This window comes from Streptomyces tritici (genome assembly GCF_048500665.1).
GTDB classification, from domain to species: Bacteria; Actinomycetota; Actinomycetes; order Streptomycetales; family Streptomycetaceae; genus Streptomyces; species Streptomyces tritici.
In genome coordinates this window covers 7,193,512-7,216,675 of sequence record NZ_CP183183.1, presented here as the reverse complement: position 1 = coordinate 7,216,675, position 23,164 = coordinate 7,193,512, and the positions used below count along the sequence as shown (strand labels likewise).

Genomic DNA, 23,164 nt, shown 5'->3' with positions numbered 1-23,164 from the left:
GGCCGTCCCCCCGCTGGAGGCCCACGTTCACCCCTTCTCCCTGGACACCGGCGGCCACGTGCTGGCGCTGTTCACCGGCTCCCGCGCCGACCGGGCCGTGGCCGCCCCCTCGGCCGACCTCGCCGCCCGCACCGGACACCGCGTCATCGCCGCGGCCGTCGTACGCAGCACCGGCTCCAGCATCAACGCCCTGCTGCGCCACGCCCGCTCCCGCCGGATCCAGGCCGAGAACCACGCCATCCTCACGCACCTCATGCCGGCCATCACCCGCGCCGGCCCGTCCAGACCACCACCCTGGTCGTGCCCGCCCGCATCAACCCAACCCCTACCGGGCCCGGCCCGCCGAACGCATCCAGCGCCTCGCCGAACGCACCGGCACCACGACGGCCATCAGCCCGGTCCCCCTGACCGGACACACCTCACCCCTCCGACCCCTGCAGCGAACCGCCCCCGACCCGCTCACCACCCCGTACCGGCAGCCTCGGGGCCACCGCATCGCCCGGCCGGGCGACTCCGCACAACCGAGGAAGTCTTGATGACTGCCCGAGCCGTAGTCGGCATCGACGGGTCGGCGTCGAGTCTCACCGCGGTCGAGACCGCGGCACGAGAAGCCCAAGGGCGCGGCGCCGAGCTGCACCTGGTCCACGCCTTCATCTGACCGGCGATGCACGTGCCACTGGGACCGTCAGAACCGGGCCCGCCCGACGGCGGCCTGAGAAACATGGCCCAGCGCCTGGTGGCCGAGGCCGAGAAGCACGCCAGGACAGCGGCCCCCGACGTGACGGTCACCTCCGCGGTCGTCACGGGCGAGCCTTTGACGGTCCTTGAGGCACAGTCCCGCACCGCGCAGCTCATGGTGGTCGGCTCCCGGAACATGGGCGGCCTCGTCGGCCTGCTCGTGGGCTCGACCGCGGTACACCTGGCCGGCCGCGGCCACTGCCCGCCCTCGTGGTACGGGCCCCAGGGAACGCCGAGGGGCCCATCGTCCTCGGCGTCGACGGATCGCCGGCCGGGAAACGCGCGATCGAGTTCGCCTTCGCCGAAGCGGCGCTGCGCGGAGCCGACCTGCTCGCCCTGTACGCCTTCGCCCCCTTGAACACACAGCTGCCCGCACCGGCCGACCCGGCCCTGCCGTACGCGGGCTCGCCCGGTGCGCTGGCCGAACGCGAAGCGTCGTTGCCGTCCGCAGCCCTCGCAGGCCAACAGAAAAACCACCCGGACGTGCACATTGAACGCCGGACGGTGCGACAGGGCACCCGTGAGGCATTGATCGAAGCCAGTCGCACCGCCCAGCTGCTGGTGGTCGGCGCCCGTGGGCGCGGGCTTCACCGGCCTGCTGCTCGGTTCGGTGAGCCAGGCGGTGCTCAACCACGCCCTCTGCCCGTCGCCGTGGCCCCAGCAGCCAGCACGCTCTGGTGAACAACCGCCCCGGTACAGGCGCGTCGTACCTGCTCACCTCTTCTCGGCGACAGCATCGCGTACGGCCCGACGCGGCCGTTCCACATCAGCGGGCCCTCGTCGCGCTTCACCACGCACAGGGCTCCGATGACGCATCCCGATATGGCGATCATCAAGATCGACCAGACCGGGTGGCAGGGCAGGGACAGGAAGTTGGCGATGATGACGAGTGCGGCGATACCGACGCCGGCAACGCGTGCCCATGTGGCGGTGCGGTACAGCCCGAGACTCACAATGAGTGCGATGACGCCAAGGGCGAGGTGCATCCAGCCCCACGAAACCGGTGAGTCCGAGCATGACGGCGGCGAAGACGTCAGTCCACCGGCCCACGTCTGTCGGGTGGTACTGGTCGGCCGTGTGGTGGCCATCGAGATCCCTCGCTTCGCGGTCGGTCAGGAGGAAGGGTCGGCGACGGCGGTGCGGAGGGCCCGGAACTCGGGGCGGGCCGGGCGTCGGCCAGCACCAGTGCCTTGGCTCTGTCGAACTCCTCGGCGGTAATGTCCCCTCGCGAACGGAGTTCGGAAAGCCTGGCGAGTTCGTCGCGCTGCTGGGGCGGCGCGTGCCGCCGGCCGCGGTCTCGCGGATGTACGCGTCGAACTCCTTCTGCTGAGCCCGCGCCTGGGCGATCTCGCGCCGACCCATGTGCTTCCCCCGGGCGATCACGTAGACGAGGACGCCCAGGAATGGCAGCAGGATGACGAACACCAGCCAGCCTGCCTTGCCCCCTCCATTCAGATCGTAGTCGCGGAAGATGTCGGTGATGATCCGGAAGAGCAGGATGAACCACAGAATCCAGAGGAAGAACCAGAACATCGTCCAGAAGACGTGGAGCAGCGGGTAGTCGTAGGCGAGGTACATGACTGCTCCGGTGCAGGTGTTCAGCGGGCCGGACCGGACACGTTGGGGCCTGTGATGCTGGTCCTGCGCAAAGCGGACCGCCAGGCCAGGGCGGCCGCAGTCTCCGCCAGGCCAAGGAGGACGAGCCACAGGCCGAGCAACCTGGTCAGGGCCCGGGCCGACTCCGCCGGCAGGGCCAGGACGACGATGCCCGCGATGATGCCGAGAGTCGCCACGGCCATGACGATGCCGCGGTGTGGCATGTTCTTGGTCGCGACGGCCGTGTAGAGGGTGACGATGCCGGACACCAGCCACACGGCGCCGACGATCAGGGAGAGCGCGGTGATCGTCTGGAGTGGGTTCTTCAGGCACAGCACCCCGCCCAGGACGAACAGGACGGCCACGATCAGGCCGGGCATGCGGTCGCTGTCACGTCCGAACACGGACACGAACCGGAAGCCGCCGATCACCAGCAGGTACACCCCGATGAGCACTGCCAGGACGTGCAGGGTGGCATCCGGCCAGACAAGCATCAGAATGCCCGGGACGAGCGTGGCCATCGCGGCGCCGACCAGCCAGGCCCAGGACTGGCCGAGACGTGCCAGCTGGTCCGCCGGATCGATCGCAGGTGGCAGGGACGAGCCGGCAGCGTTGGTCTCCTGTCCGGCGAGGGGTTCGGAGCTGTGAGACATCGACATGTGTCCTCCTCCCGCTCGCGTCTGTGGATCGGATCGTCCCGGAACCTCACGGCTCGCGGCACGCCTTGACGGGGGCAAGTCGATGGCTGGAGGCGGCCCTCGGTTCGTGCACCCAGAGGGGCTGTGGCGGCATTCAGCTTTGCCGGCCGGTGCTCCGGTCGATTCCTCAAGGGCTCCAGTCGTGCAGCAGGCGCCTCTCGCAGGGCCAGTTCGTGGGGCACGCGGTGCTCCAGAACCAGTGTGCACCCATCACCGATTCGCCGCCTCCCCTCATGCGGGACAGAAGGGTCGGCACCGTGCGAGGGCGCAGACGCAGACCTGCGGCGCACGCGGGAGAGCCGCAATCGCTTCCTCCACTCAGTCGGCCGTTGGCGAGTCACCTTGGGGATGGATCTGCCAGACTCTGGGGGCTACCCACGCGGCACGGGCAGGAACACCGAGCTCCCCACCCGCTCGAGACGGGTGCGGGCCCGCCTGGTGCCCATCGCGGAAGAGCGGAAGGTCCAGGGAGAGCTGCTGCAGCCCGAGGTCGAAGTCGTCACCCGTGTGTGCACGAGCCCGCGGAGGTGCGAGGCGATCTGCTGTACGTGATCCTTTCCTTTGCCCCAGAGGGCGCGACTCGGTCCGGTCCGTTACACCTTCGAGGCACCGGCATGACGAGCAGCCCGGACGTTCGAAAAGCAGTGGTGGTCACCGATCAGCACCCGGTCCTCGACCCGGACTGACCGTGGCGTGGATCACCCACCGTGTGGAGGACGTGACCGGCTTCGTCCACTCCGCCCAGTCCCGCGTCGATCACGGCGGTTGGGTTCCCGGTCACCCGGTAGCGGCTTCGGGCAGCCCGACGGCCGTAACAGAGCGCGGCCCGGGCTCCCGCGACCTGTCGCCACCGCGTCGGTGGTCCGGCTCGGCATCATGGCCACGTGACAACCGTCGAAGAGTTCTTCGGAGGTACCGGCCTCGGACTGGCGGTTTTCGAGCGAGTGCGCTCCCTGCTCGACGAGCCGTTCGACGTCCGGGTCTCCAAGAGTCAGGTGTCCTTCCGCCGGCACCGCGGCTTCGCCTATCTCTGGACACCAAGCCGCTACCTTCACGCGCCGACCGCCGAGGTCGTGCTGTCCATCGCCCTCGACAGACACGACCCCTCACCCCGCTTCAAGCAGGTGTCCCACCCCGCACCCCGACACTGGATGCACCACCTGGAAGTGCAATCACTCGACGACCTGGACGACCAGGTCGCCGCATGGCTCATCGAGACCGCCGACCGCGCGACCTGATCACCTCGAGGAACGGAGTGCCCTCCGGCGTCCGCCCGGACGCGGCCCGCCTCTGCGGCTGGGAGTGGATGCGTACGAGGTCAGCTGTTGTCGGGGCTGGGGGTGATGCGGACGGCGAGGAGTGCGACATCGTCCTCGAAGGTGCCTGCGCGGGCTTCGACAAGGGCGTCGACGAGGTCCGGGAGAGGTTTGCCAGCGTAAGTGGCGGCAATGCCCGCCGCTTCCTCCATGCCGGCATCGAGGGATTCTCCGCGTTGTTCGACCAGGCCGTCGGTGTGCAGCAGGACGGTGCTTCCCGCCGGGACATGTTCTTCGTGGTCGGCGCGGGGGACGTCGGGGTCGACGCCCAGGGGCAGACCGGTGTCGGCGTGCAGATAGCGAGCCTCGTGGCCCGGGGTGACAAGAAGCGGGGGCAGGTGGCCGGCGCTGGCCCACTGCAGGCGGCGGCCGGTGCCTTCGGTCTCGAGGCGGGCGATGATGACAGTGGCCATGGGCGCGCCGTGCAGTTCGTGCAGGACGGCGTCCAGGCGGTGCAGGATCCGGCTGGGCGGTTCCTGCTCGTCGAACGCGATGACCCGGAGCATGTTGCTGATCTGACTCATCACAGCCGCCGCTGGGATGCCATGGCCCATAACATCGCCGAGCATCAGACACGGCACGTGGTCGGGCAGGCGGATGAAGTCGCACCAGTCCCCGCCGATCCGCGGCGCCTCGGTCGAGGGCTGGTAGTGCGCGTGCAGCTCCAGACCGTCCAGCTGCGGTATGTCGGGCAGCAGGCGCCGCTGGAACTCCTCCGTGGCCCGGCGCAGCTGCTCGTACAGGCGGGCGTTCTCGATCGCCACGCCCGCCGCGCTGGCCAGGGCGGTGACAACGGCTTCGTCGTCGTCCGTGAACGCCTCGCCTCCCTTCTTGTCCGCCAGGTACAGGTTCCCGTAGATCGTGCTGCGGACCCGGATCGGCACGCTGAGCAGGGTGCTCATCGGCGGATGGCCCTCGGGGAAGCCGGCAGCCTGGGGGTGGTGGGCCAGGTCCTCCACGCGCAGCGGCCGGGGATCGCGTACCAGAGCGCCGAGCAGGCCGGTGCCGTGCGGGAGGGTGCCGCCGAGCCGGGCGGTCAGGTCCGCGCCGAACCCGGAGGTGATCAGGTCGGTGAACCCCCCGTCCCGCCCGAGGACGCCCAGAGCGGCGTAGCGGGCGTCGACCAGCTGCCGAGCCGTATCGATGATCTTGTGGAGGACCAGATTGAGATCCAGCTCCCGGCTGATGATCAGGACGGCGTCCAGCAGGTCCTGCATCCGGCCGTGCGTACGGGCGATCTGCCGAAGCCCCTGCCCCAGCCGGTCCAGGTTCTGCGTGCCGAGACTCTTCGCCGGGATGCCGAAGTCGGCGTGCGGACCGTGATCGGACAGCCCCATCGGCGCCTTCCCGGGCCGGCCCGGACATGCCCGCGCGGCAGCCCCGTGCCGGATCGCCGCGGTAGCCCGTCTCACCCGGAATGTCCCTGTGACCGTGTGCCGGCGTCCCTCATGCGGCCGCACCGCTCGTCGCGAGAGGGCGACCGGGGGTCCCTGCCGCACCGACACGGCAAAGACGCCGCGCCGCCTTGCGCCCCCACGGGGGATGCGAGGGCACAACGCACCAACGAAGGTCCCTTACGCGTCACCTTGCCGCAAGCACCGAGCCCAAACACCTCGCAACTCGGGCCCTTCACGGGCCATGAAACGTTCAGGTCTTCCGGTGTCAGCTCACCTGAAGGGCAAGGCCCTCCGGCCAGCGGGCCTGGTCGAGGTGCCGGGTGAGGAGGTGCGGCCAGTCTTGCCCGGTCACACCCTGAATCCATGACCGACCGCAGCACCCCGTCAGGTCCGCCCCGGGGCCCGTACTCGGTGCCACCGGCCGGCCGGGCCGTAGCAGGTGAGCCGGGCGTCCCAGGTCGGGTCGGGCTGGCTGGCTGGCTGGCTGCGTATGGACGGGCCAACACCTGCTCTTGTCCCCGTCCTGGACGTCGCTGACGTCGGTCGGTGGGGCAGCACAGTCCTGCCCTTCCCGTGCCGACCGGGCACGCCTGCGCTCGCGGTCCAGTCCCCAAACCCTCATCGGACGCTCTTGTCGAACGTCCTGGCCGCCAGGCGGTGGGCCTGCCGCACGAGTGCGCTGAACACCAGAAACACAGGCAGGGCGACGCCCGTGCTCAGCGCTTCGCCCCGGAACTCCTCGTCCATGACGAACAGCCAGACACATACTGCGACCGGCATCAGCACCGACAGCGCGGTCCACATGATGTTCAGCAACCCCCAGCCGAACTGAGCCATATCCGCGTGAACCGGGTTCCCTCCGGGAGCAAGCTGCCTGAAACCGGCCGCCGCTGCCAGCGCGAGGACCGCGCTCAGCCCAGCAATCACAGCGAAAGCAGTTCTGAACGGCCCGCCCCACAGGACGCACACCATGCTCAGGCCGACGAAGCCCACACCGAGACCTGCGTAGGCCCGTGCCACCGATCGCCAGCCTTCCCTATCGAAGCCCCCCATACGGCCCCCTTCCCGCGCCCCGTGTGCCACGCTACGACCCACCTTGCGTCCTGACCAGGCTCCCGCTCCTGCTCAAAACTGGCCCGGGGAGCGTCGCCGCCCTCCTGCACATGCTGCTCAAGTAGCGTCACATGGCTGCGAAGAAGGCGACGTTGCCTGCCCAGCCGCCGGCGGCCAGGCAGGCCCTACGGCCCCCACAGAGCTGGCGTGTAGTGGACGACGGTGGTCTCGCACACCTCCGCGTACACGGTCAGCGCGTCGAGTTCGGCCCGGTCCGCCGACAGGCCCCAGCGGAGCTTGGTGCCGACCCGCTCAGAGACGTACCGGCAGTGCGCATCCGGGAGCGGCGGTATTTACTCGCGCGGGTCCTGGTCCGCCTTGCTGCGGTTCGACCGGGCCGTGACGGCGACGTGCTGGCGTCCTGGTCGTTCGCGTACGCCTCACGCCGCGCCGGCGTTTACGCCGAGGCTCCGGCTGGCAGGGGAGCGTCATTCCAACCGGGCGGTATTCCCCAGTGACGGGACTTCTGGGGCGCGGACGGTGGTGCCGAGGGCGATGAGCGCCGCGGTGGCTCCGAGGCCGGCGAGCAGGCCGAAGAGCTGGGGTGTGCCGCCAAGGGGCGGGGCGAGGAGGGCGGCGGCGAAGGGGGCGAGGGCGGACGCGGTCTGGGCGGGTGCGCTGAGGGTGCCGGAGAGGCGGCCGTAGTGGGTGGTGCCCCAGCGGTCGGTGATGGCGGTGGCCTGGAGGAGGGTGAGGTTGCCGCGGACCACACCAGCAAGAACCGCGACCACGATCAGCAGCCCGTATGGCCCGGGGACGACGGCGAACGCGGCGGTGGTCGCGGCGCCGAGGACGAGGAGGGCGACCGTGCGGGTGGTGACGTGGGTGTGGCGGGCGAGGGCGGCGTAGAGGGTGCGGCCGAGGGTCTGCCCGGCGCCGCCCAGGCCGAGGGCCCACGCGGCCTGGGTGGTGGTGTAGCCGCGTTCGAGCAGGAGCGGGACGAGGGTGACGACGACGGCGTACATGGCGAACGCCGAGAGCAGGAACGCCAGGGCCAGCAGCAGGAACGGGCGGCTGCGCACCACCTGGTACGGCGTCGAGGCCATGTCGGTCGGTGCGGGATGCGCCGGTGGCCAGGGGGCTCGCAGGGCGAGGGCATGGGCGGGGATGGTGACGGCGGCGAGGATCGCGGCGAGTACCAGGTAGGTGGTGCGCCAGGTGAAGTGGGTGACGAGGGCGGCGGTGAGGGGTGCGAAGACGGTGGAGGCCAGTCCGCCGGCGAGGGTGACGATCGTGAGGGCGCGGACGTGGTCGGGGGCGAAGTAGCGGGTGAGGGCGGCGAACGCGGGCTGGTAGAACGTGGCCGCCATGGCGAAGCCGGCCAGCAGCCAGCCGGTGAAGAAGACCGGCAGGTTCGGCGCTATCGCGACGACGACGAGACTCATTGCGCCCGCGACGGAGCCTGCGGTCATCACGGTGCGGGGCCCTCGGCGGTCGATGGCCTTGCCGACCTGGATTCCGGTGATGCCGGAGACGATCAGGGCGAGGGAGAACGCGGCCATCGTCATGGCGCTTGACCAGCCGGTGGCGGCGGTGATCTGGGGGTTCAGCACGGGAAAGGCGTAGTAGACGATGCCCCAGCTGGTGATCTGCGTGGCACAGAGTGCGGGCAGCACGGCGCGGGGCCGCGACCGGACCCCCGTCCCGGTCGCGACCCCGCTCGTGCGGGTATTCAGTTCGGTCACGAGCCGCAGGACGGTGCGGGGGCCGCGGTGCCGAGCTGGATCAGCGCGGGGGCCGGGGCACAGCAGCCTCCGCCACCGTCGGTCGCCTCGTCGGCCTGGGGCTGGTCGAACAGGCCGGCGCCGCCGCACACCCCGGTCTCGGGCAGGACGAGTTCGACGCGCTCGGCGGACTCGCGGTCGCCGGCGATCGCGGCGACGACGGAGCGGACCTGCTCGTAGCCGGTGAGGGCGAGGAAGGTCGGGGCGCGGCCGTAGGACTTCATGCCGACCAGGTAGACGCCCTGCTCCGGGTGGGACAGCTCCTTGACGCCGTGCGGGTAGACGGTTCCGCAGGAGTGCTGGTTGGGGTCGATCAGCGGGGCGAGCGCGAGCGGGGCCTGGAGGCGCTCGTCGAGGCCGAGGCGGAGCTCGTCGAGGAAGGAGAGGTCGGGGCGGAAGCCGGTGAGGACGATGGCTTCGTCGACCGGGTCGAGCCGTCGGCCGTCCTCGGCGACCAGGACCAGGCGGCCGTCGGCGGCGCGCTCGATGGCCTCGGTACGGAAGCCGGTGAGGGCGTCCGCGTGGCCTTCGTCGACGGCGGCCTTGGCTGCCAGGCCGAGGGCGCCGCGGGCGGGCAGCTGGTCGGCGGTACCGCCACCGAAGGTCGAACCGGAGATGCCCCGGCGCAGGATCCATACCGCCTTCGTCCCTTCGCCGTCCTCGCTCTTGGCCAGGTCGGCGAGCGAGGCGAGGGCGGTGAACGCGGAGGCTCCGGAGCCGATCACGGCGGTGCGCTTGCCCGCGTGCCGGGCCCGGACGGCCGGGTCCTGGATGTCGGGGACGCGGTAGGTGATGCGGTCGGCGGCGGCCTTCTCGCCGAGGGCCGGCAGGCCGGAGGCGCCGGCCGGGCTCGGGGTGGTCCAGGTGCCGGACGCGTCGATCACCGCGCGGGCGAACAGCCGCTCCTCGCGGCCGTCGGCGTAGGTGACGTGGACGACGAAGGGCTGGGTCTCGCGGTCGGCGTCGACGATCCGGTCCCGGCCCGCACGGGAGACGCCGGTGACCGTGACGCCGAGGCGGACCTGGTCGCCGAGGACGTCGGCGAGCGGCTTCAGGTACTTCTGCGCCCAGTCGCCGCCGGTCGGGTAGGTCTTCGCGTCGGGCTTCACCCAGCCGGTCGGGGCGAGGAGCTTCTCGGCAGCCGGGTCGGTGACCTCGCCCCAGGTCGAGAACAGCCGGACGTGCGCCCACTCGCGCACCGCCGCGCCCGCCTGCTCTCCGGCCTCCAGGACCAGCGGCTCCAGCCCACGGTCGACCAGGTGGGCGGCGGCGGCCAGACCGGCCGGGCCGGCTCCGATGACCACGACGGGCAGCTGCTCGGTGGCGGTGGCGTTCATGACGAGTCCCCTTGTGTTTCGACGTCTGTCGATCTCTTGCGTCTTCAGCATGGCACCAGATATCGATAGACGTCAACATAGACATTCATCGAAACGGAGGGGTGGTTCACATGGAACACGTCGACGTCGCCGTCATCGGAGGCGGCCAGTCCGGCCTCGCCGCGGCACACAGCCTGGCGCGCGAAGGGCTCCGGCCGGTGGTCCTGGAGGCGTCCGAACAGGCCGCCGGATCGTGGCCGCGGTACTACGACAGCCTCACCCTCTTCTCGCCCGCCCGGTACAGCGCGCTACCGGGGCTGCCGTTCGCGGGCGAGCCGGACCGCCACCCGCACCGGGACGAGGTGGTGGCCTGCCTGCTCCGGTACGCCGAGCACCTGAACGCCGACATCCGCACCCGCAGCAGGGTCACGGCCGTACGCACGGCAGGGAACGGCTTCGCGCTGGACCTCGAAGGCGGCCGACGGTTGGCGGCTCGGGCGGTGGTCACCGCCAGTGGCGGGCTTCGGCCGGCCGAACCGGCCCGCCCTGCCCGGGCTCGGCACCTTCACCGGCACGCTGCTGCACGTCTCGGAGTACCGTGCCCCGACCCCGTTCACGGGGCGGCGCGTCGTGGTCGTCGCGGGGAATTCGGCGGTGCGGGTCGCCGTCGAGCTCGCGGAGGCGGCGCGGGTCAGTCTGGCGTCCCGGGCGCCGGTGCGTTGATGCCCTCAGCGGCCCCTGGGACGGGACCTGCACTTCTGGCTGACGGTCACGGGCATGGATTTCTGGCTGACGGTCACGGGCCTGGCTTCCGCCCCGCTCGGCCGCTTCCAGCGGGGTCCGGCCACGATGGCGGTCATCGACGACGGCCGCTACCGCGCCGCCCTCGCCGCCGGCCGGCCGGACCGGCGCCCGATGTTCACCCGCGTCGACGGCCCCGTCGTCACGTGGGCCGACGGGACGACGGAGCAGGTGGACGCGATCATCCTGGCTACCGGATACCAGCCGGACCTCGGCTACCTCGCCCCACTGACCGGAGCCCTCGACGGTGCGGGCCGACCCCGGCATCGGGGCGGCGCCTCCCTCGCCCACCCGCGCCTCGCGCACGTCGGGCTGGAGTGGCAGCGCAGCCTGTCGTCCGCCTCCCTGCGCGGCGTCGGCCGTGACGCCGCGCGGGCGGCCCGCAGAATCGCTCGCCAACTGCGCCACTCGTAGCCCCTGCCCTCTTGGTTCGACATGTGTCAACATAGACGTATGTCGAATGCAAAGGTGTTGCCGCTGCTCCAGCCCCAGGTCGAGCCGTGCTGCCCGCCGCTGACCGAGCGCCCGCTGACCGCGGAGGAGGCCGAGCGGACCGCCATGATGTTCAAGGCGCTCGGCGACCCGGTCCGACTGCGGCTGTTCTCGGCGGTCGCCTCGCACGAGGGCGGCGAGGCGTGCGTCTGCGACATCTCCGACGTCGGCGTCTCCCAGCCCACGGTCTCCCACCACCTGAAGAAGCTGAAGGAGGCCGGGCTGCTGTCCTCCGAGCGGCGCGGCACCTGGGTCTACTACCGCGTCGAGCCCGCCGTTCTCGCCGCCATGGGGCAGCTGCTGACCAAGGCGGCCGCCGCGTGACCGCCTCCGCCCTGGTGGTGCCGCTCACAGCGGCGCATGCCGAAGAGGTGATCGCGATCTACCAGGCCGGCATCGACGAGGGCAACGCCACCTTCGAGACCACCGCCCCCACCTGGGAACAGTTCGACGCGGCCAAGCTGCCCGAGCACCGCTACGCTGCCGTCGACGAGACCGGCCGCGTCCTGGGCTGGGTCGCCGCGTCGAAGGTGTCCCACCGGTGCGCGTACGCCGGAGTCGTCGAGCACTCCGTCTACGTCCACCCCGACGCCCGGGGCCGGGGCGTCGCCTCCGCCCTGCTCAAGGCGCTCATCGACTCCACCGAGGCGGCCGGTATCTGGACCGTCCAGTCCGGCATCTTCCCGGAGAACCCCGCCAGTCTCACCGTCCACGAGCGGGCCGGCTTCCGGGTCATCGGCATCCGTGAGCGCATCGGGCTGCATCACGGCCGCTGGCGCGACACGGTCCTGGTCGAACGCCGCAGCCCTCACATCGACTGACAGGCCTCAACCGCCGGCATCGGGCATGAGCTGATCGCGGTGGAAGTCGAAGTGCTGCGTGGGGTACCGATAGAGGTCCGCCAGGGACATGAAGTCCTGGAAGAACGGGTCCCACCGCACCGGAAAGTGCATCCCGCGCGCCAGATCGTCCTCGGATTCCCTCGCGAGCCGCCTCTCCAGCGAACCGATGACCCGGTCGAACGCGACACCCACCCTTCGCGGCCCGAAGACCTTCAACGCGCCGCACGGCCCGAGGTAGTTGATCACGTCGAACGGTCGCGTCCCCGCGTCGAGCACGCGAGCGAACGCCTTGCTCACCCTCCGGGGCAGACGGCTGAAGCCGCGTGCGAGACCCAGCAGGACCCGGGTGACGAGGTAGCCGAAGAACATGTGCCACAACAGCTGACCGTTCGTCCATCGCGTGCCGCTCGTCGGGCGGGCGAGGAAGTCCGGCGTGGCATCGTCCAGGAGAGCGTGAAAGGTCCGTCGGGCCCGGTCGTACTCGTCGAGGACCGCCCGCCGGTCCAGCACAGGACGACCGTCCGCCATCACGCCGCCGCTCCCGTTCCCGGCCGTGGTCGCCGTGTGGGGATGATTCCCGCCCGAATACACCCTGGAACGCGGGACCTTCCACCCGTCTCACGGGGTCATGCGGCTCCGAGCCGTTCGCCGATCGCCCGCGCCGCTTCGCGGGCCGGGCGGCCGACCCCGATGAGGGTGGCGGAGGCGGGGCCGGTCCAGTCGCCGTAGCCGAGCAGGTGGAGGCGGGGCTCACCCAGGGCCTGGGTGCCTGCCGTGGGGATGCGGCCGCGGGCGCCGCGCAAGGCGAGCGGGGCCAGGTGGGCGAGGGCGGGGCGGAAGCCGGTGCACCAGATGATGACGTCGGCGTCGGCAGCCGTGCCGTCGGACCATTCGACGCCGCTCGCGCCGAGGCGGGTGAACATCGGCTGCGCCTTGAGCAGGCCGGCGTCGCGAGCTTCGCGGACGGTCGGGACGGCGACGATGTCGCCGAGGGAGGCGACGCCGCCGGTGTCGGCGCGGCCTTCGTCGAGGGCGCGGCGGCGGGCGGTGGCGTGGTCGAAGAGGACGCGGCCGTCGATGTCGTCGGCGAGGTAGCGGGGCTCGCGCAGCGTGACCCATGTCAGGTCGGTGTCGTGGGCGAGGTCGGCGGCGATCTGCGCGCCGGAGTTGCCGCCACCCACGACGATGACCCGCTGTCCGGCGAAGTCGCGCGGGCCGCGGTACTCGACCGTGTGCAGCTGGGCGCCCCGGAACTCCGCACGACCCGGCACGGCGGGCACGAAGGGACGCGACCAGGTGCCGGTGGCGCTGATGACCGCCCGCGCCCGCCAGGTGCCGGAGTCGGTCTCCACGCGCAGGAGTTCGCCGTCGCGGTGGACGCCGGCGACGCGCACGGGGCGGTGGACGGGAAGTTCGTAGCGCTGCTCGTAGTCGGTCAGGTACGAGACCACGTGGGCCGCGTCCGGGTAGGTCTCGCCCGGCTGCGGGGGCATGAGGCGGCCGGGCAGGGAGGAGTACGCGGCGGGCGAGAAGAGGTGCAGGGAGTCCCAGGTGTGCTGCCAGGCACCGCCCGGCGTGGGCTGGGCGTCGAGGATGGTGAAGTCCAGGCCGAGGCGGCGTAGGTGGTAGCCGGCCGCGAGTCCGGACTGGCCGCCGCCGATCACCACCACGTCCACGACCTGCGTCACGCGCTGGCCGCCCTGCCGCGCACGAAGATCACGGCGACCAGAACCAGGCCCACGGCCGCGCCGATCAGCTGCATGCCGATGAACGCGGGCACCGAGCCGGGAGCGATGCCGGCGAACGTGTCGGTGAAGGCGCGGCCGACCGTCACCGCCGGGTTGGCGAAGGACGTGGACGACGTGAACCAGTAGGCCGCGCCGATGTAGGAGGCGACCGCCACCGGCGCGAAGCGGAGCCGGTCGGTGCGGGCCAGACCGAAGATCAACAGGATCAGACCGGCCGTGGCCACCACCTCGCCGAGGAGGAGGTTCCCGGCCGAGCGGTCGTGCGTGGACCACTGCACCAGCGGTTCGCCGAACATCGCGTCCGCCAGGATCGCGCCGAGGATCGCTCCGGTGATCTGGGCGGGGACGTAGACGGCGAGCTCGCGGGCGTTCACGCCGGCACCGCCGCGGCGGGCGGTCCACCACTCGGCCAGGGTGACGGCTGGGTTGAAGTGCGCGCCGGAGACCGGTCCGAGCAGGGCGATGAGCACGCCGAGCCCGAAGACGGTGGCGGTGGAGTTGGCAAGGAGCTGCAGCGCGACGTCGTCGGTGAGCTGCGTGGCCTGGATGCCCGAGCCGACCACGATCGCGACCAGGGCGGCGGTGCCGACGAGTTCGGCGGCCGCCCGGGCGGTGAGCGGGGTGCGGGGTGGGGTGGCGCCGGGCGCGGGCTGCGGCGACGTGTCTGTGGCTATGGCGTCGCTCGCAGCGGGCTCGGTGGCGGTCACGGGCTGGTTCTCCTCGGCAGGTGAGGCGAGAGGCTACGGGCAGGCTCTCTTGGTGTCGGCGTTGGCGCGGGCGGCTGCGGCCAGGTCAGCGAACTGCCCGGCGAGCGTTTCGATGACGTCCGGCTTGAGCCGGTAGTAGGTGAACCGGCCGCACGGCTCCGTCTCGACGACCCCGGCCTCGCGCAGCACTCTCAGGTGGTTGGAGAGGTTGGTCTGCTTGGCACCGGTCTCCTCCACGAGGTGGGTGGTGCACAGCGTCTCGCGGGCGAGCAGGGTCACGATCTGGAGGCGCAGAGGGTCACCCAGCACCCGGATCAGATCAGTATCGACTGACGTCATCATGGGCTGATACTCTCACATCACCCGAGGCTGATGCCAGCCTGGGCTGATCTCCATGAGTGCGCAGTCGGCGTCTTTCGCCATGACCGCGCCGTCCCCCGAGGATGAACCGATGACTGCTCCGCTCGCTTCCGTGCTCTTCGTCTGCATCCACAACGCCGGCCGCTCCCAGATGGCCGCCGGCTTCCTGCGCCACCTCGCCGGCGACCGCGTCGAGGTCCGCTCCGCGGGCTCCCTCCCCGGCGACCGGATCAACCCCTCGGCTGTCGCCGCGATGGCCGAGCTGGGCATCGACATCTCCGACCAGAAGCCCAAGGTCCTCACCACCGAGGCCGCCCAGGCGTCCGACTACATCATCACCATGGGCTGCGGCGACGCCTGCCCGTACTTCCCCGGCAAGACCTACCTCGACTGGCAGCTCGAGGACCCCGCAGGCCAGGGCGTCGAGGCCGTGCGCCCCATCCGCGACGAGATCAAGACCCTCGTCGAGGGCCTCATCGCCGACATCGACGCCAAGAAGGCGTGAAGGGCGTGAGCGACATCCACCAGAGAGACGGCATACGCGACGTCGTCATCATCGGCTCCGGCCCCGCCGGATACACCGCAGCCCTCTACGCCGCCCGCGCCCAGCTGAGGCCCCTGCTCTTCGGCAGCTCGATCTTCGTCGGCGGCTCCCTCACCACGACCACCGAGGTCGAGAACTTCCCCGGCTTCCCCACCGGCGTCGACGGCCCGGACCTCATGGACAACATGCGGGCCCAGGCCGAACGCTTCGGCGCCGAGATGATCGACGACGACATCGTCGAGGTCGACCTCACCGGCGACATCAAGCTCCTGACCGACTCCGCCGGTACCGTCCACCGCGCGAGGACGGTGATCATCGCGACTGGCTCCGGCTACCGCAAGCTCGGTCTGCCGAACGAGGAGGAGCTGTCCGGCCGCGGAGTGTCCTGGTGCGCGACCTGCGACGGGTTCTTCTTCCGCGATCGCGACATCGTCGTGGTCGGCGGCGGCGACACCGCCATGGAGGAAGCCACTTTCCTCACCCGTTTCGCCCGCTCCGTGACCATCGTGCACCGGCGCTCCACACTGCGAGCTTCGAAGGTGATGCAGAACCGGGCGTTCGCCGACGACAAGATCACCTTCGCCTTCGACAGTGAGATCGCCGAGATCGAGTCCGACAACGGAATGCTGTCCGGCGTCGTGCTGCGAGACACCCTCACCGGCAAGACCCGCGACCTCGACGTCACCGGCCTGTTCATCGCGATCGGCCATGACCCGCGCACCGAACTCTTCACCGGGCAGGTCGACCTGGACGACGAGGGCCACATCAAGGCGGCCTCGCCCTCGACGCGCACGAACATCTCCGGCGTCTTCGCGGCCGGAGACGTCGTCGACCACACCTACCGCCAGGCCATCACCGCCGCCGGCACCGGCGCCGCAGCGGCCCTGGACGCCGAGCGGTACCTCGCCGCCCTGGCCGACCGGCACACGGCGGCAAGCGCTCCCGCCACAGCCTGAAGCGAGAACCGACGTCACCCACGTCGACGGCCCCGGCTCCCAGACTCCTCCCTGCCCGCCGAAACGGCGGGCAGGGAACCAGGCCAGGCCCGGCAGCGACTCGGCGGCGCCCTTGATCCGATGCCGTCACCGGGCCAGGCCAGGAAGTACGACAAATCCTCGAAGCCCTCGAAGCACCCGCCGAACACTGAGCGTGACCGCTTCACGGAAGGCGTGCAGAACCCGACATGAGCAGTAGTTGTTCAGCACTTCCGACAGCACCCCTTCGAGACCCCGAACTGGCCCCGTGGCTCAGCGATCGCGGCCAGTGTCCGCCCGGCCTGCGGCGAGCTCCGGCTTGGCCGTCACGCCCGCTCGCTCGGCACGCCGCCTCGACAGCCGGCGCCACGCCCCCGCACCGGCCAAGAGCGCCAGCCCGTCCACCACCGCCGCGGACAGCCCCATCGCCGCGACCGTCTGCCACGAGTGCTCGTCCAGCTCCCCACCCTCCGGAGACGCCCACAGCCGGATCCGGTGCCCGTCCGGGTGCACCTTGTCCGCCGGGCGCACCTCGTCGAAGGTGCGTCTGCCGACCGACCAGATGTACCGGCACTCGACCTCGTCCTCCGGCCCAGCGCCCTCGTCCCAGCGCTGGCCGGTCACCCGGCAACCGCTGAGCTCAACCGTTACCGGTTCCGTCGTCCGCCCCCGGAGCTGGACCTGCTCCACCGTGCCGACCGTGGTCACGGCCCCGGCCAGCACCAACACCGTCAGCCCGCCAGCGGCCAGAGCGTCGGCCCACCGGTCCAGACCCGGCCGGAGCCTGAGCCCGACCAGCGCCGCTACCAGGCCTGCCCCGAGCAGAACGAGCGGCCAGGCCGTCCACGGCGTCCCGTCCAACCAGTCCCACAGCATCATGGCCGCCCCGGCAGCCGCGGCCACCGACCCCCCGACCGCGACGTACCCGCCTATCTTCTGCGCCACTTCGCACCCCCTGTCCCACAGCTACCCGCCCGTTCGATCCCGCAACCACACCGCCACCGCCAGATGGTCGTCCGCCGCCAGCCCAATCCGGGCGGATGACTGCGATGTCTCGGAGTGCTGTCGGAAGTGCGGTTCTGACTCAGCTTCTGTGACGCGGCCACTCTGAGTGACATCCGAGCCCCTTGAGCTGTACGTGAAGTCGCCCGAAAAATGATCCCTGGGCAACGCGGTCGGTCTGACAGTTCGGGTTCATGGAAGCTCCCGTCGATCGCAGACGTCGCGGTGCTGTCGGTGGACGTCAACGCCGAGACACTGCGCGTTGATGCGCAATGCATCGCGGATGGCGCCGTGTGCCCCGTCTGCGGGGCCTGGTCGAACCGGATTCATGGTTCCTACCTGCAGTTTCCCGCTGATGTGCCGAGCGGTGGCCGAAGCGTTGTTCTCCAGCTGAAGGTCCGTCGGTTCGCCTGCGGGAACCCCGGCATCGAGTGCCGTCACCGCCGTAGACGCCTACGTCCGCCCCGTCGGCTCGCATCCACTCATTGCTCGGCTGCCTCCTCGGTCCAGACTCCGGTCGGGTGCTCGTCGACCGCAAGGCACAGACTGGGCTGCACGCGGCAGCCCGGGCTGGCCTGCTCGTCCGAGGGCCAGCGGTGATCCCGGTCGGGCCAGACGAGCTGGACGACGGGGACCGGGTCTGGCGGTAGAAGCCGACGGCCGTGCCCAGCAGAGGACGGTGCCAGCTGACGTCCACCGGTTGGACCTGGACCTCGTACCCCTCGATGACACCTGAGAGCAGCGTGCCGGGCTCTGCTGCAGCCCCATCACGCAGCTCGGCGGCCCTGGCATTGACCCAGTGCATCAGCCCTTGAAGCTCAAGACCGAACATGGCGACCTCTGGGATCCGATAGGAATGCCACAAGCCCACGGTGAAGGACCAGTCCGGGATGTCCCCACCTTCGACACCCACGACGTGCCAGCCATGCTCACGAACGTTCGCCATCTCTCGGGACCAGTACTTCTCCCGCTGTCGGCGTTCCCGGAGGGTCGCCGAGGCGGCGGGGTCGCACAGCACACAAAGGCACGACGAGGACACGGTTTGGTCAGTCGCATCCAAGCAGATCAGGATCGAGACCCCGCTGGTCGGCGTGTCACGTGGGCCACGGCTGAGGCAACGCATTGGCCTTCGCCGGCCCCCAGACCCCGCTCCCCCGGTGTCCTGCAGCGCGATCCGGTCTCGCCGTGGCGGAGCTCCGTGCGCGCTTGGGCGCTGTCCACGGAGGACGGCCGGCGGCAGGTCGCCGTGGCGAACAACCTGATGCAGTACCAGCGCTTTGAGGAGGACGGGAAGCCGAAGCCGGACCCGGTCACGGACGCGCTCGTGTCGTACATGGACAAGGCGCTGGGCGGGACGCCGGGCAAGGCGCGGAAGGGCGCGCCGAAGGCCCCGTTCGCGCACTCGCTCGCGTCGCCGGCCCAGATCGACGCCCTGGCCGCGACGGCCCGCTGAGCCCGACGGCGGCCCTCACCGTCCCCCATCCAGCGGGGCCGGCCGACCCGCGCCGCGCATCAGCGGCCAGGCGGCCGGCCCCGTTGCTCCGCGTCGCCGCGGCGCAGAGCGCCGAGGTAGACGCCGAGCAGGATCAGCGGGGTGCCGAGTAGCAGGGAGGCCGTCAGGGGCTCGTCGTCCAGCCGGGCCGACAGGAGGATGGTGACGACGGGGACGCAGACGAAGAGGTAGGCCGCGCGCGACGCGCCCCAGCGCTGGATCACCATGAGGTAGAGCACGAAGGTGAGCACCGACCCGGCGACGACCACATAGGCCAGCGCCCACCACGTGGCCGCGCGTTCGGGCAGCTTCCAGGTGTCCCCGGCGGCCGCGGAGCCGGCGAAGAGCAGCACGGCCGCGGCGGTCATCCCGATCGCGTTCATCGTCACGGGATGCACCTTGGGCAGCTTGCGGACGAGCACGATCGACTCGGCGAACGACACCACGCTGCCCAGCATCGCCAGCAGCGAGAGCGTCGGCACGGAGCCCTGGAACGGGGCACGGGACACCACCGCCACGCCTGCCGTCGCGCACAGCGTGCCGATGCCGGCGAGCAGCCGGAAGCGTTCCAGCCGCTGGGCGACGGCCAGCAGCAGCGTGGCGAGCGGGACGAGGGACAGCAGGGTCTGGCCGAGGCCGGCGTGGATGCGGACCAGCGCGTAGTAGGCGAGCGCGAAGGTGACCCCGAAGTTGAGCACGCCGAACAGGACGGCGCCGGCGAGCGCCCGGCCGCGCGGGAGTTCCCGCCGCTGGAGCGCCATAACGGCGAGCAGGACGAGCGAGGCCGCGCCGAAGCGCAGTGCCGCGCCCCACAGCGGGTCGAGCTCGCGGTTGCTGAAGCGGACGGCGACCGCATTGCCGCCGGCCAGCACCACGCAGGCGGCGAACAGGGCCAAGGCCCTCCTGTCGTGGACTTCCTGCACCCGGTCACCGTAACCGCGGCCGTCCGCCGCCCCGTCCCGGGACACGGCCGCCCGCTCCGGCTTGGACTGTTCAGGCTCCGGTGTGGACGCGGGCGGCCCAGCGGGTGGCCGTGGCGGGAGTCGATGGCCACGCACCGCTCCTGTCCCGTCGTCGGCCGGTATCTGCCATTCTCTGCCGTGACGACCGTGGACGGGAGGGCGCATGCACGACGGTGGCGGACCCGCTCGACCGGTTGTGCCGTCTGCTGGGCGGAGGTGAACTCGCCCGCCGGGCCTGGGAGTACGGGGTGGCGGAGCAGTTGGAGCGGGTGCTCAGGGCGGTGCGCGCCGGGACGGACCAGCGCCGCCCACCGTCGCGAGATCGGCCTCGGGGAACATCGGTACAGCCATTGGCGCTGAGATTGATCATGGCGTGAGCTGAGGGTTCTCTTCCGGGGACCGGGGCGCCCTCGGTTCAGTGGTAGTCGTAGATCATGCGCTGATGCTCCCCGCCATCTGACCCGGGATGCTCCCGGCGTTCTGAAGTGCGGCGAAGTCGGCGTGGGCCGCCGCGACCGCGTCCGGGTACGCCTGCCGCTTCTCGTGCCCGGCGAGGGCCCGGTAAATGCTGGACAGGCTCGGGTTCTGTCCCTTGCGGCGCCCGGTGGGGATGATCGAGGATGCGAGCAGCGCAGGTGGTGTGGCCACGGTGCGTGCCGACAGCGACGGCGCTGGTGCTGGCGGCAGTCATCGGCTTGACTTGGGCGGCGCCGGCCGCCGCGCTGCCAACGGCGACCACCGCACCGCGTATGCCCGCTACGAGCGGCGTATGTGCCCCTTCGTCGCCCTCAACGAAGCACTGGCCACCGAGAATCCCGGCGGACCCGCCTCGGAGGAATCCGTCACGCACGCCAACAGCGCACTCTCACTGGACGGCTGATCCCCTGCCCCGCCCTGGCGGTGCTCGCGACTGCCTCCCCACACCCCACAAAGGCGGCCGACTCGACCAGCCGGCGTCCGACTGGGACTGATCAGCAGAACTCGCCCCCGGTCAGTCGAGAAACGACCATGATGGTGTGACGACGGGTCGAACGTCTGGGCGGGGAAGCTGTGACGCTCGCGAAGGGGAAACAAATGGCCGTCGACAGCCGGTGGCACCGGCCAGTCGGGCGGGACCGGCAGGGGCGCCGGAGCCCGCCCCGAACGCGGCCGCCTCGTCGAACGCCCCCAGAGGACTCGCGCCATGACAGGCGCGCCGACCGCAGGTCTCCTCCCGCAGGCCGCTGATCCGGATTCAGGCGTAGCGGTCGAAAAGGGCCTGGAGGTATCCCTCCAGCCGGCTGGCCAGCATGGTGGGGGTCAGATCGGTACGGCCCAGCTCGCGCCAGGGGACGGCGACCTTCTCGGCGTCCGGAGCGAAGGCCAACGCGTCCAGCAGCCGCCAATAGAGATGAGCGGCGCGGTCTTCGGCCAGCGTCCCTCCCGCCGCACGGTAGTGGTCGGCGAAGCGCATGCCCGCGGGAACCCCATGCAGCAGGGCCAGGGCCGTCGAGCAGTGGGCCACGTCCAGGTCGGACGGCCCCCAGGAGGTCTCCACCCAGTCGACGATGCCGCTGATCCGCATACCGTCGCCGTCGCCCGTGAAGAGGACATTGCCGGGATGGAAGTCCCGGTGCAGGAAGCAGGCCCGGTAGTCCGGGGGCTCGCGGCGGATCACGTCCACGGCCCGTTGCCACAGCTCGGGCCGCTCGGTGTCTTCTGGCGGGCTCACCCGCTCGGGAGAGGTCCACGCCTGATAGGTGCGAGGCCGTGCCTCTGCAGTCACCGGCAGCCGGTGGATACGCAGCAACTGACGGGCCAACAGCTCCGCACGCCGATCGGCCCCTTCATCGCCCAGGCGCACGGTCCCGGGGAGCAGGGACATCAGCAGGGAGGGATGGTCGCAGTACTGCGCCGTTGGGTCCGCCGCCACAAGCGTGGCTGTGGGCACGTCCATGTCGCCGAGCAGGCGCAGAACGGCTGCCTCGCGGGTCAGCAGGCCCTCCGCGTGCCGAACGTAGAAGGGTTTGACAAAGGACCGCAGGACCAGTGAGCGGCGACCGTGCGGCCCGCAGATGCCCAGACGGCGCATCTCCGACGTCCAGCCGCCGCGCAACCGCATCACTTCTTCGATGCGCTCTGCCTCGGACAGCCCCTTCTCCACCCAGGCACGCGTCGCACCCCAGCCCTGGCCCTCAAGATCGGCACCCATGTGCTCGGGCCCCCCTTGCCCGTAACCATGACGGCAGGCTATCCACCTCACCGACGGCTCATCCCATGGTCGGGCACCTGATCCGTGGCCGGCAGGTGCACCGCCTTCTCAGCAGCTTGCAGGTATGTCTTCCGGATCGCATCAGTCATGCGGCCATGGTTCTCGACTCATCGTCACATCTGTCGACAGGCCCAGGTGGTGGACCGACCCGACCGCTCAGGCCACGGCCTCTTGGTGGACCTGGTGGGTCCGGGCGGCCAGATCCGCCGCCCGCCGGACCGAATCGACGGAGGCGGCCAGCAGCGGCAGCCGGACGGCCGGGCTGGGGATACGGCCCTGGGCGTGCAGCACCCCCTTGATCACGGTCGGGTTCGGCTCGGCGAAGAGTGCGGCGGACAACCGGGCCAGCTCGGCCCCCAGCCTGCGGGCCGGTTCGGTGGCGTCGCGCTGCCAGAGTGAGATCAGCTCGGCGAAGTCAGCGGTCCGGAGGTTGGCCGACGCCAGGATGCCGCCGTGGGCACCCGCCGCGAGGAGCGGCGAGATGACGGCGTCATCGCCGCCGAGCACTGTGAAGCCCGGGGCCGACGAGCCGAGCAGTTCCATCGCGGCCGCGTCGATCGCGCCGGTCGCGTACTTGATCCCGACGACCTCGGGCAGGTGCCCGAGCGCGTTCAGCGTGCTGGTGCTGAGAGACTGTCCGGTGCGGTACGGGATGTCGTAGACGACCAGCGGCAGGCCCCCGTATTCGGCGAGTGCCGTGAAGTGCGCCAGGGTTCCCGCCTCGCCGGGCCGAGTGTAAGGCGGAGCGGGAACCAGCGCCGCGGTGACGTCACCGCTCTGAGCGAGCTCCCGCAGTGTCGTGATGGCGGCGGCGGTGTCGTTGGTGCCAACGCCGACGATCAGCGGAGCACCGTGTGCCCGGCAGGCGGCCGCGCAGATGCGGACCACGGCCTGCTTCTCCTCGGTGGTCAGCGTGGCGGCCTCCCCGGTGGTGCCCAGGGCGACGAGTCCACGAGCGCCGGCCGACAGGGCCTCGTGGGCGAGGCAGGCGAGCGCGTCCGGGTCGAGGCGCAGGTCGTCGGTGAACGGAGTCACCAACGGGACGAACAGGCCGGTGAGGTTCGCTTCAGGCTTCATGCACCCAGCCTGAC

Annotated in this window: 24 protein-coding genes and 6 pseudogenes; 12 read left to right on the top strand and 18 right to left on the bottom strand. The window is 71.0% G+C overall.

Annotation, left to right across the window (positions count from 1 at the left end; translation table 11 throughout):
* Positions 1 to 27 precede the first annotated feature (27 nt).
* Positions 28 to 240 carry a hypothetical protein gene (locus ACNJ93_RS33485; protein ID WP_418961224.1) on the bottom strand — a complete coding sequence of 71 codons (213 nt, stop codon included), beginning with the start codon at positions 238 to 240 and terminating at the stop codon, positions 28 to 30.
* 295 nt (positions 241 to 535) lie between these two features.
* Here ACNJ93_RS33485 and ACNJ93_RS33480 point away from each other — a divergent pair.
* Positions 536 to 1,384, top strand: a pseudogene (locus tag ACNJ93_RS33480) (universal stress protein); the annotation flags it as partial.
* Between the two features lie 133 nt (positions 1,385 to 1,517).
* Here ACNJ93_RS33480 and ACNJ93_RS33475 read toward each other — a convergent pair.
* From ACNJ93_RS33475 to ACNJ93_RS33465, 3 genes and pseudogenes are all read right to left on the bottom strand, one after another.
* Positions 1,518 to 1,736, bottom strand: a pseudogene (locus tag ACNJ93_RS33475) (DUF7144 family membrane protein); the annotation flags it as partial.
* A 35-nt stretch (positions 1,737 to 1,771) separates the two neighbouring features.
* A pseudogene (locus tag ACNJ93_RS33470) lies at positions 1,772 to 2,316 on the bottom strand (SHOCT domain-containing protein).
* Positions 2,317 to 2,336: 20 nt separating this feature from the next.
* The gene (locus tag ACNJ93_RS33465) at positions 2,337 to 2,993 is read right to left on the bottom strand and encodes an HdeD family acid-resistance protein (RefSeq protein WP_418961223.1); all 657 of its coding nucleotides are present in this window, start codon (positions 2,991 to 2,993) and stop codon (positions 2,337 to 2,339) included.
* A 923-nt stretch (positions 2,994 to 3,916) separates the two neighbouring features.
* Between ACNJ93_RS33465 and ACNJ93_RS33460 the strand changes: the two genes are divergently transcribed.
* Positions 3,917 to 4,270: a DUF5655 domain-containing protein gene (locus ACNJ93_RS33460; RefSeq protein WP_418961222.1), complete on the top strand. Its 354-nt coding sequence runs from the start codon at positions 3,917 to 3,919 to the stop codon at positions 4,268 to 4,270.
* 80 nt (positions 4,271 to 4,350) lie between these two features.
* Here ACNJ93_RS33460 and ACNJ93_RS33455 read toward each other — a convergent pair whose 3' ends face one another.
* The 5 genes and pseudogenes from ACNJ93_RS33455 to ACNJ93_RS33435 all read right to left on the bottom strand — a co-directional run bounded on the left by ACNJ93_RS33455 (position 4,351) and on the right by ACNJ93_RS33435 (position 9,919).
* The gene (locus ACNJ93_RS33455) at positions 4,351 to 5,685 is read right to left on the bottom strand and encodes a PP2C family protein-serine/threonine phosphatase (RefSeq protein WP_418961221.1); all 1,335 of its coding nucleotides are present in this window, start codon (positions 5,683 to 5,685) and stop codon (positions 4,351 to 4,353) included.
* Between the two features lie 678 nt (positions 5,686 to 6,363).
* Complete coding sequence (locus ACNJ93_RS33450) at positions 6,364 to 6,798, bottom strand: hypothetical protein (protein WP_418961220.1); 435 nt, start codon at positions 6,796 to 6,798, stop codon at positions 6,364 to 6,366.
* Positions 6,799 to 6,983: 185 nt separating this feature from the next.
* Positions 6,984 to 7,255, bottom strand: a pseudogene (locus tag ACNJ93_RS33445) (HNH endonuclease); the annotation flags it as partial.
* A 31-nt stretch (positions 7,256 to 7,286) separates the two neighbouring features.
* Entirely contained in the window at positions 7,287 to 8,543 is a 1,257-nt protein-coding gene (locus tag ACNJ93_RS33440; RefSeq protein ID WP_418961219.1) for an MFS transporter, read from the bottom strand.
* Entirely contained in the window at positions 8,540 to 9,919 is a 1,380-nt protein-coding gene (locus ACNJ93_RS33435) for an NAD(P)-binding domain-containing protein (protein WP_418961218.1), read from the bottom strand. The genes ACNJ93_RS33440 and ACNJ93_RS33435 overlap by 4 nt, the downstream gene beginning before the upstream one ends.
* A gap of 110 nt (positions 9,920 to 10,029) precedes the next feature.
* Here ACNJ93_RS33435 and ACNJ93_RS33430 point away from each other — a divergent pair.
* The 5 genes and pseudogenes from ACNJ93_RS33430 to ACNJ93_RS33410 all read left to right on the top strand — a co-directional run.
* Positions 10,030 to 10,395 (top strand): annotated as a pseudogene (locus ACNJ93_RS33430) (FAD-dependent oxidoreductase); the annotation flags it as partial.
* 16 nt (positions 10,396 to 10,411) lie between these two features.
* Positions 10,412 to 10,621, top strand: a complete 210-nt coding sequence (locus ACNJ93_RS33425; RefSeq protein ID WP_418961217.1) for a hypothetical protein — start codon at positions 10,412 to 10,414, stop codon at positions 10,619 to 10,621.
* Positions 10,622 to 10,675: 54 nt separating this feature from the next.
* On the top strand, positions 10,676 to 11,113 hold the full coding sequence (locus ACNJ93_RS33420) for a hypothetical protein (RefSeq protein WP_418961216.1): 438 nt from the start codon (positions 10,676 to 10,678) through the stop codon (positions 11,111 to 11,113).
* 39 nt (positions 11,114 to 11,152) lie between these two features.
* Complete coding sequence (locus ACNJ93_RS33415; protein ID WP_418961215.1) at positions 11,153 to 11,515, top strand: ArsR/SmtB family transcription factor; 363 nt, start codon at positions 11,153 to 11,155, stop codon at positions 11,513 to 11,515.
* Positions 11,512 to 12,012: an N-acetyltransferase family protein gene (locus ACNJ93_RS33410; RefSeq protein WP_418961214.1), complete on the top strand. Its 501-nt coding sequence runs from the start codon at positions 11,512 to 11,514 to the stop codon at positions 12,010 to 12,012. Before ACNJ93_RS33415 ends, ACNJ93_RS33410 begins: the two co-directional genes overlap by 4 nt.
* Before the next feature lie 6 nt (positions 12,013 to 12,018).
* On the opposite strand, the gene ACNJ93_RS33405 is transcribed toward ACNJ93_RS33410, so the two are convergent.
* The 4 genes from ACNJ93_RS33405 to ACNJ93_RS33390 all read right to left on the bottom strand — a co-directional run bounded on the left by ACNJ93_RS33405 (position 12,019) and on the right by ACNJ93_RS33390 (position 14,830).
* Positions 12,019 to 12,543 (bottom strand): DinB family protein, encoded by a 525-nt coding sequence (locus ACNJ93_RS33405; protein WP_418961213.1) that lies wholly within the window; start codon positions 12,541 to 12,543, stop codon positions 12,019 to 12,021.
* Positions 12,544 to 12,659: 116 nt separating this feature from the next.
* Entirely contained in the window at positions 12,660 to 13,721 is a 1,062-nt protein-coding gene (locus ACNJ93_RS33400) for an ArsO family NAD(P)H-dependent flavin-containing monooxygenase (protein ID WP_418961212.1), read from the bottom strand.
* Complete coding sequence (locus tag ACNJ93_RS33395) at positions 13,718 to 14,488, bottom strand: aquaporin (RefSeq protein ID WP_418961211.1); 771 nt, start codon at positions 14,486 to 14,488, stop codon at positions 13,718 to 13,720. The genes ACNJ93_RS33400 and ACNJ93_RS33395 overlap by 4 nt, the downstream gene beginning before the upstream one ends.
* 33 nt (positions 14,489 to 14,521) lie before the next feature.
* Positions 14,522 to 14,830: an ArsR/SmtB family transcription factor gene (locus ACNJ93_RS33390; RefSeq protein WP_418961210.1), complete on the bottom strand. Its 309-nt coding sequence runs from the start codon at positions 14,828 to 14,830 to the stop codon at positions 14,522 to 14,524.
* A gap of 109 nt (positions 14,831 to 14,939) precedes the next feature.
* On the opposite strand from ACNJ93_RS33390, the gene ACNJ93_RS33385 reads away from it, so the two are divergent.
* Together ACNJ93_RS33385 and trxB are read left to right on the top strand one after the other, a co-directional pair.
* The gene (locus ACNJ93_RS33385; RefSeq protein WP_418961209.1) at positions 14,940 to 15,353 is read left to right on the top strand and encodes an arsenate reductase ArsC; all 414 of its coding nucleotides are present in this window, start codon (positions 14,940 to 14,942) and stop codon (positions 15,351 to 15,353) included.
* Positions 15,354 to 15,367: 14 nt separating this feature from the next.
* The gene (trxB, locus tag ACNJ93_RS33380) at positions 15,368 to 16,348 is read left to right on the top strand and encodes a thioredoxin-disulfide reductase (protein ID WP_418961611.1); all 981 of its coding nucleotides are present in this window, start codon (positions 15,368 to 15,370) and stop codon (positions 16,346 to 16,348) included.
* A gap of 291 nt (positions 16,349 to 16,639) precedes the next feature.
* On the opposite strand, the gene ACNJ93_RS33375 is transcribed toward trxB, so the two are convergent.
* Complete coding sequence (locus ACNJ93_RS33375; protein ID WP_418961208.1) at positions 16,640 to 17,311, bottom strand: hypothetical protein; 672 nt, start codon at positions 17,309 to 17,311, stop codon at positions 16,640 to 16,642.
* A 210-nt stretch (positions 17,312 to 17,521) separates the two neighbouring features.
* On the opposite strand from ACNJ93_RS33375, the gene ACNJ93_RS33370 reads away from it, so the two are divergent.
* Positions 17,522 to 17,968, top strand: coding sequence for a transposase family protein (locus tag ACNJ93_RS33370; protein ID WP_418961207.1), 447 nt, complete (start codon positions 17,522 to 17,524; stop codon positions 17,966 to 17,968).
* Positions 17,969 to 18,014: 46 nt separating this feature from the next.
* On the opposite strand, the pseudogene ACNJ93_RS33365 reads toward ACNJ93_RS33370, so the two are convergent.
* Positions 18,015 to 18,314, bottom strand: a pseudogene (locus tag ACNJ93_RS33365) (DUF4262 domain-containing protein); the annotation flags it as partial.
* 252 nt (positions 18,315 to 18,566) lie between these two features.
* Here ACNJ93_RS33365 and ACNJ93_RS33360 point away from each other — a divergent pair.
* Entirely contained in the window at positions 18,567 to 18,821 is a 255-nt protein-coding gene (locus ACNJ93_RS33360; RefSeq protein WP_418961206.1) for a hypothetical protein, read from the top strand.
* Positions 18,822 to 18,880: 59 nt separating this feature from the next.
* On the opposite strand, the gene ACNJ93_RS33355 is transcribed toward ACNJ93_RS33360, so the two are convergent.
* Positions 18,881 to 19,756, bottom strand: coding sequence for a DMT family transporter (locus ACNJ93_RS33355; RefSeq protein ID WP_418961205.1), 876 nt, complete (start codon positions 19,754 to 19,756; stop codon positions 18,881 to 18,883).
* Between the two features lie 631 nt (positions 19,757 to 20,387).
* Here ACNJ93_RS33355 and ACNJ93_RS33350 point away from each other — a divergent pair.
* The gene (locus tag ACNJ93_RS33350) at positions 20,388 to 20,702 is read left to right on the top strand and encodes a hypothetical protein (protein WP_418961204.1); all 315 of its coding nucleotides are present in this window, start codon (positions 20,388 to 20,390) and stop codon (positions 20,700 to 20,702) included.
* Positions 20,703 to 21,056: 354 nt separating this feature from the next.
* Here ACNJ93_RS33350 and ACNJ93_RS33345 read toward each other — a convergent pair whose 3' ends face one another.
* Together ACNJ93_RS33345 and dapA are read right to left on the bottom strand one after the other, a co-directional pair.
* Positions 21,057 to 22,013, bottom strand: coding sequence for a phosphotransferase family protein (locus ACNJ93_RS33345; RefSeq protein ID WP_418961203.1), 957 nt, complete (start codon positions 22,011 to 22,013; stop codon positions 21,057 to 21,059).
* 216 nt (positions 22,014 to 22,229) lie between these two features.
* Complete coding sequence (gene dapA / locus ACNJ93_RS33340) at positions 22,230 to 23,150, bottom strand: 4-hydroxy-tetrahydrodipicolinate synthase (protein WP_418961202.1); 921 nt, start codon at positions 23,148 to 23,150, stop codon at positions 22,230 to 22,232.
* Positions 23,151 to 23,164 lie beyond the last annotated feature (14 nt).

Coding starts and splice junctions, on each gene's coding strand:
- ACNJ93_RS33485 (WP_418961224.1), bottom strand. CDS start 240: ATGGCGTGGTTCTCGGCCTGGATCCGGCGGGAGCGGGCGTGGCGCAGC.
- ACNJ93_RS33465 (WP_418961223.1), bottom strand. CDS start 2,993: ATGTCGATGTCTCACAGCTCCGAACCCCTCGCCGGACAGGAGACCAAC.
- ACNJ93_RS33455 (WP_418961221.1), bottom strand. CDS start 5,685: ATGGGGCTGTCCGATCACGGTCCGCACGCCGACTTCGGCATCCCGGCG.
- ACNJ93_RS33450 (WP_418961220.1), bottom strand. CDS start 6,798: ATGGGGGGCTTCGATAGGGAAGGCTGGCGATCGGTGGCACGGGCCTAC.
- ACNJ93_RS33435 (WP_418961218.1), bottom strand. CDS start 9,919: ATGAACGCCACCGCCACCGAGCAGCTGCCCGTCGTGGTCATCGGAGCC.
- ACNJ93_RS33420 (WP_418961216.1), top strand. CDS start 10,676: ATGGATTTCTGGCTGACGGTCACGGGCCTGGCTTCCGCCCCGCTCGGC.
- ACNJ93_RS33415 (WP_418961215.1), top strand. CDS start 11,153: ATGTCGAATGCAAAGGTGTTGCCGCTGCTCCAGCCCCAGGTCGAGCCG.
- ACNJ93_RS33390 (WP_418961210.1), bottom strand. CDS start 14,830: ATGATGACGTCAGTCGATACTGATCTGATCCGGGTGCTGGGTGACCCT.
- ACNJ93_RS33385 (WP_418961209.1), top strand. CDS start 14,940: ATGACTGCTCCGCTCGCTTCCGTGCTCTTCGTCTGCATCCACAACGCC.
- ACNJ93_RS33370 (WP_418961207.1), top strand. CDS start 17,522: ATGATCCCTGGGCAACGCGGTCGGTCTGACAGTTCGGGTTCATGGAAG.
- ACNJ93_RS33350 (WP_418961204.1), top strand. CDS start 20,388: ATGCTGGACAGGCTCGGGTTCTGTCCCTTGCGGCGCCCGGTGGGGATG.
- ACNJ93_RS33345 (WP_418961203.1), bottom strand. CDS start 22,013: ATGGGTGCCGATCTTGAGGGCCAGGGCTGGGGTGCGACGCGTGCCTGG.
- dapA (WP_418961202.1), bottom strand. CDS start 23,150: ATGAAGCCTGAAGCGAACCTCACCGGCCTGTTCGTCCCGTTGGTGACT.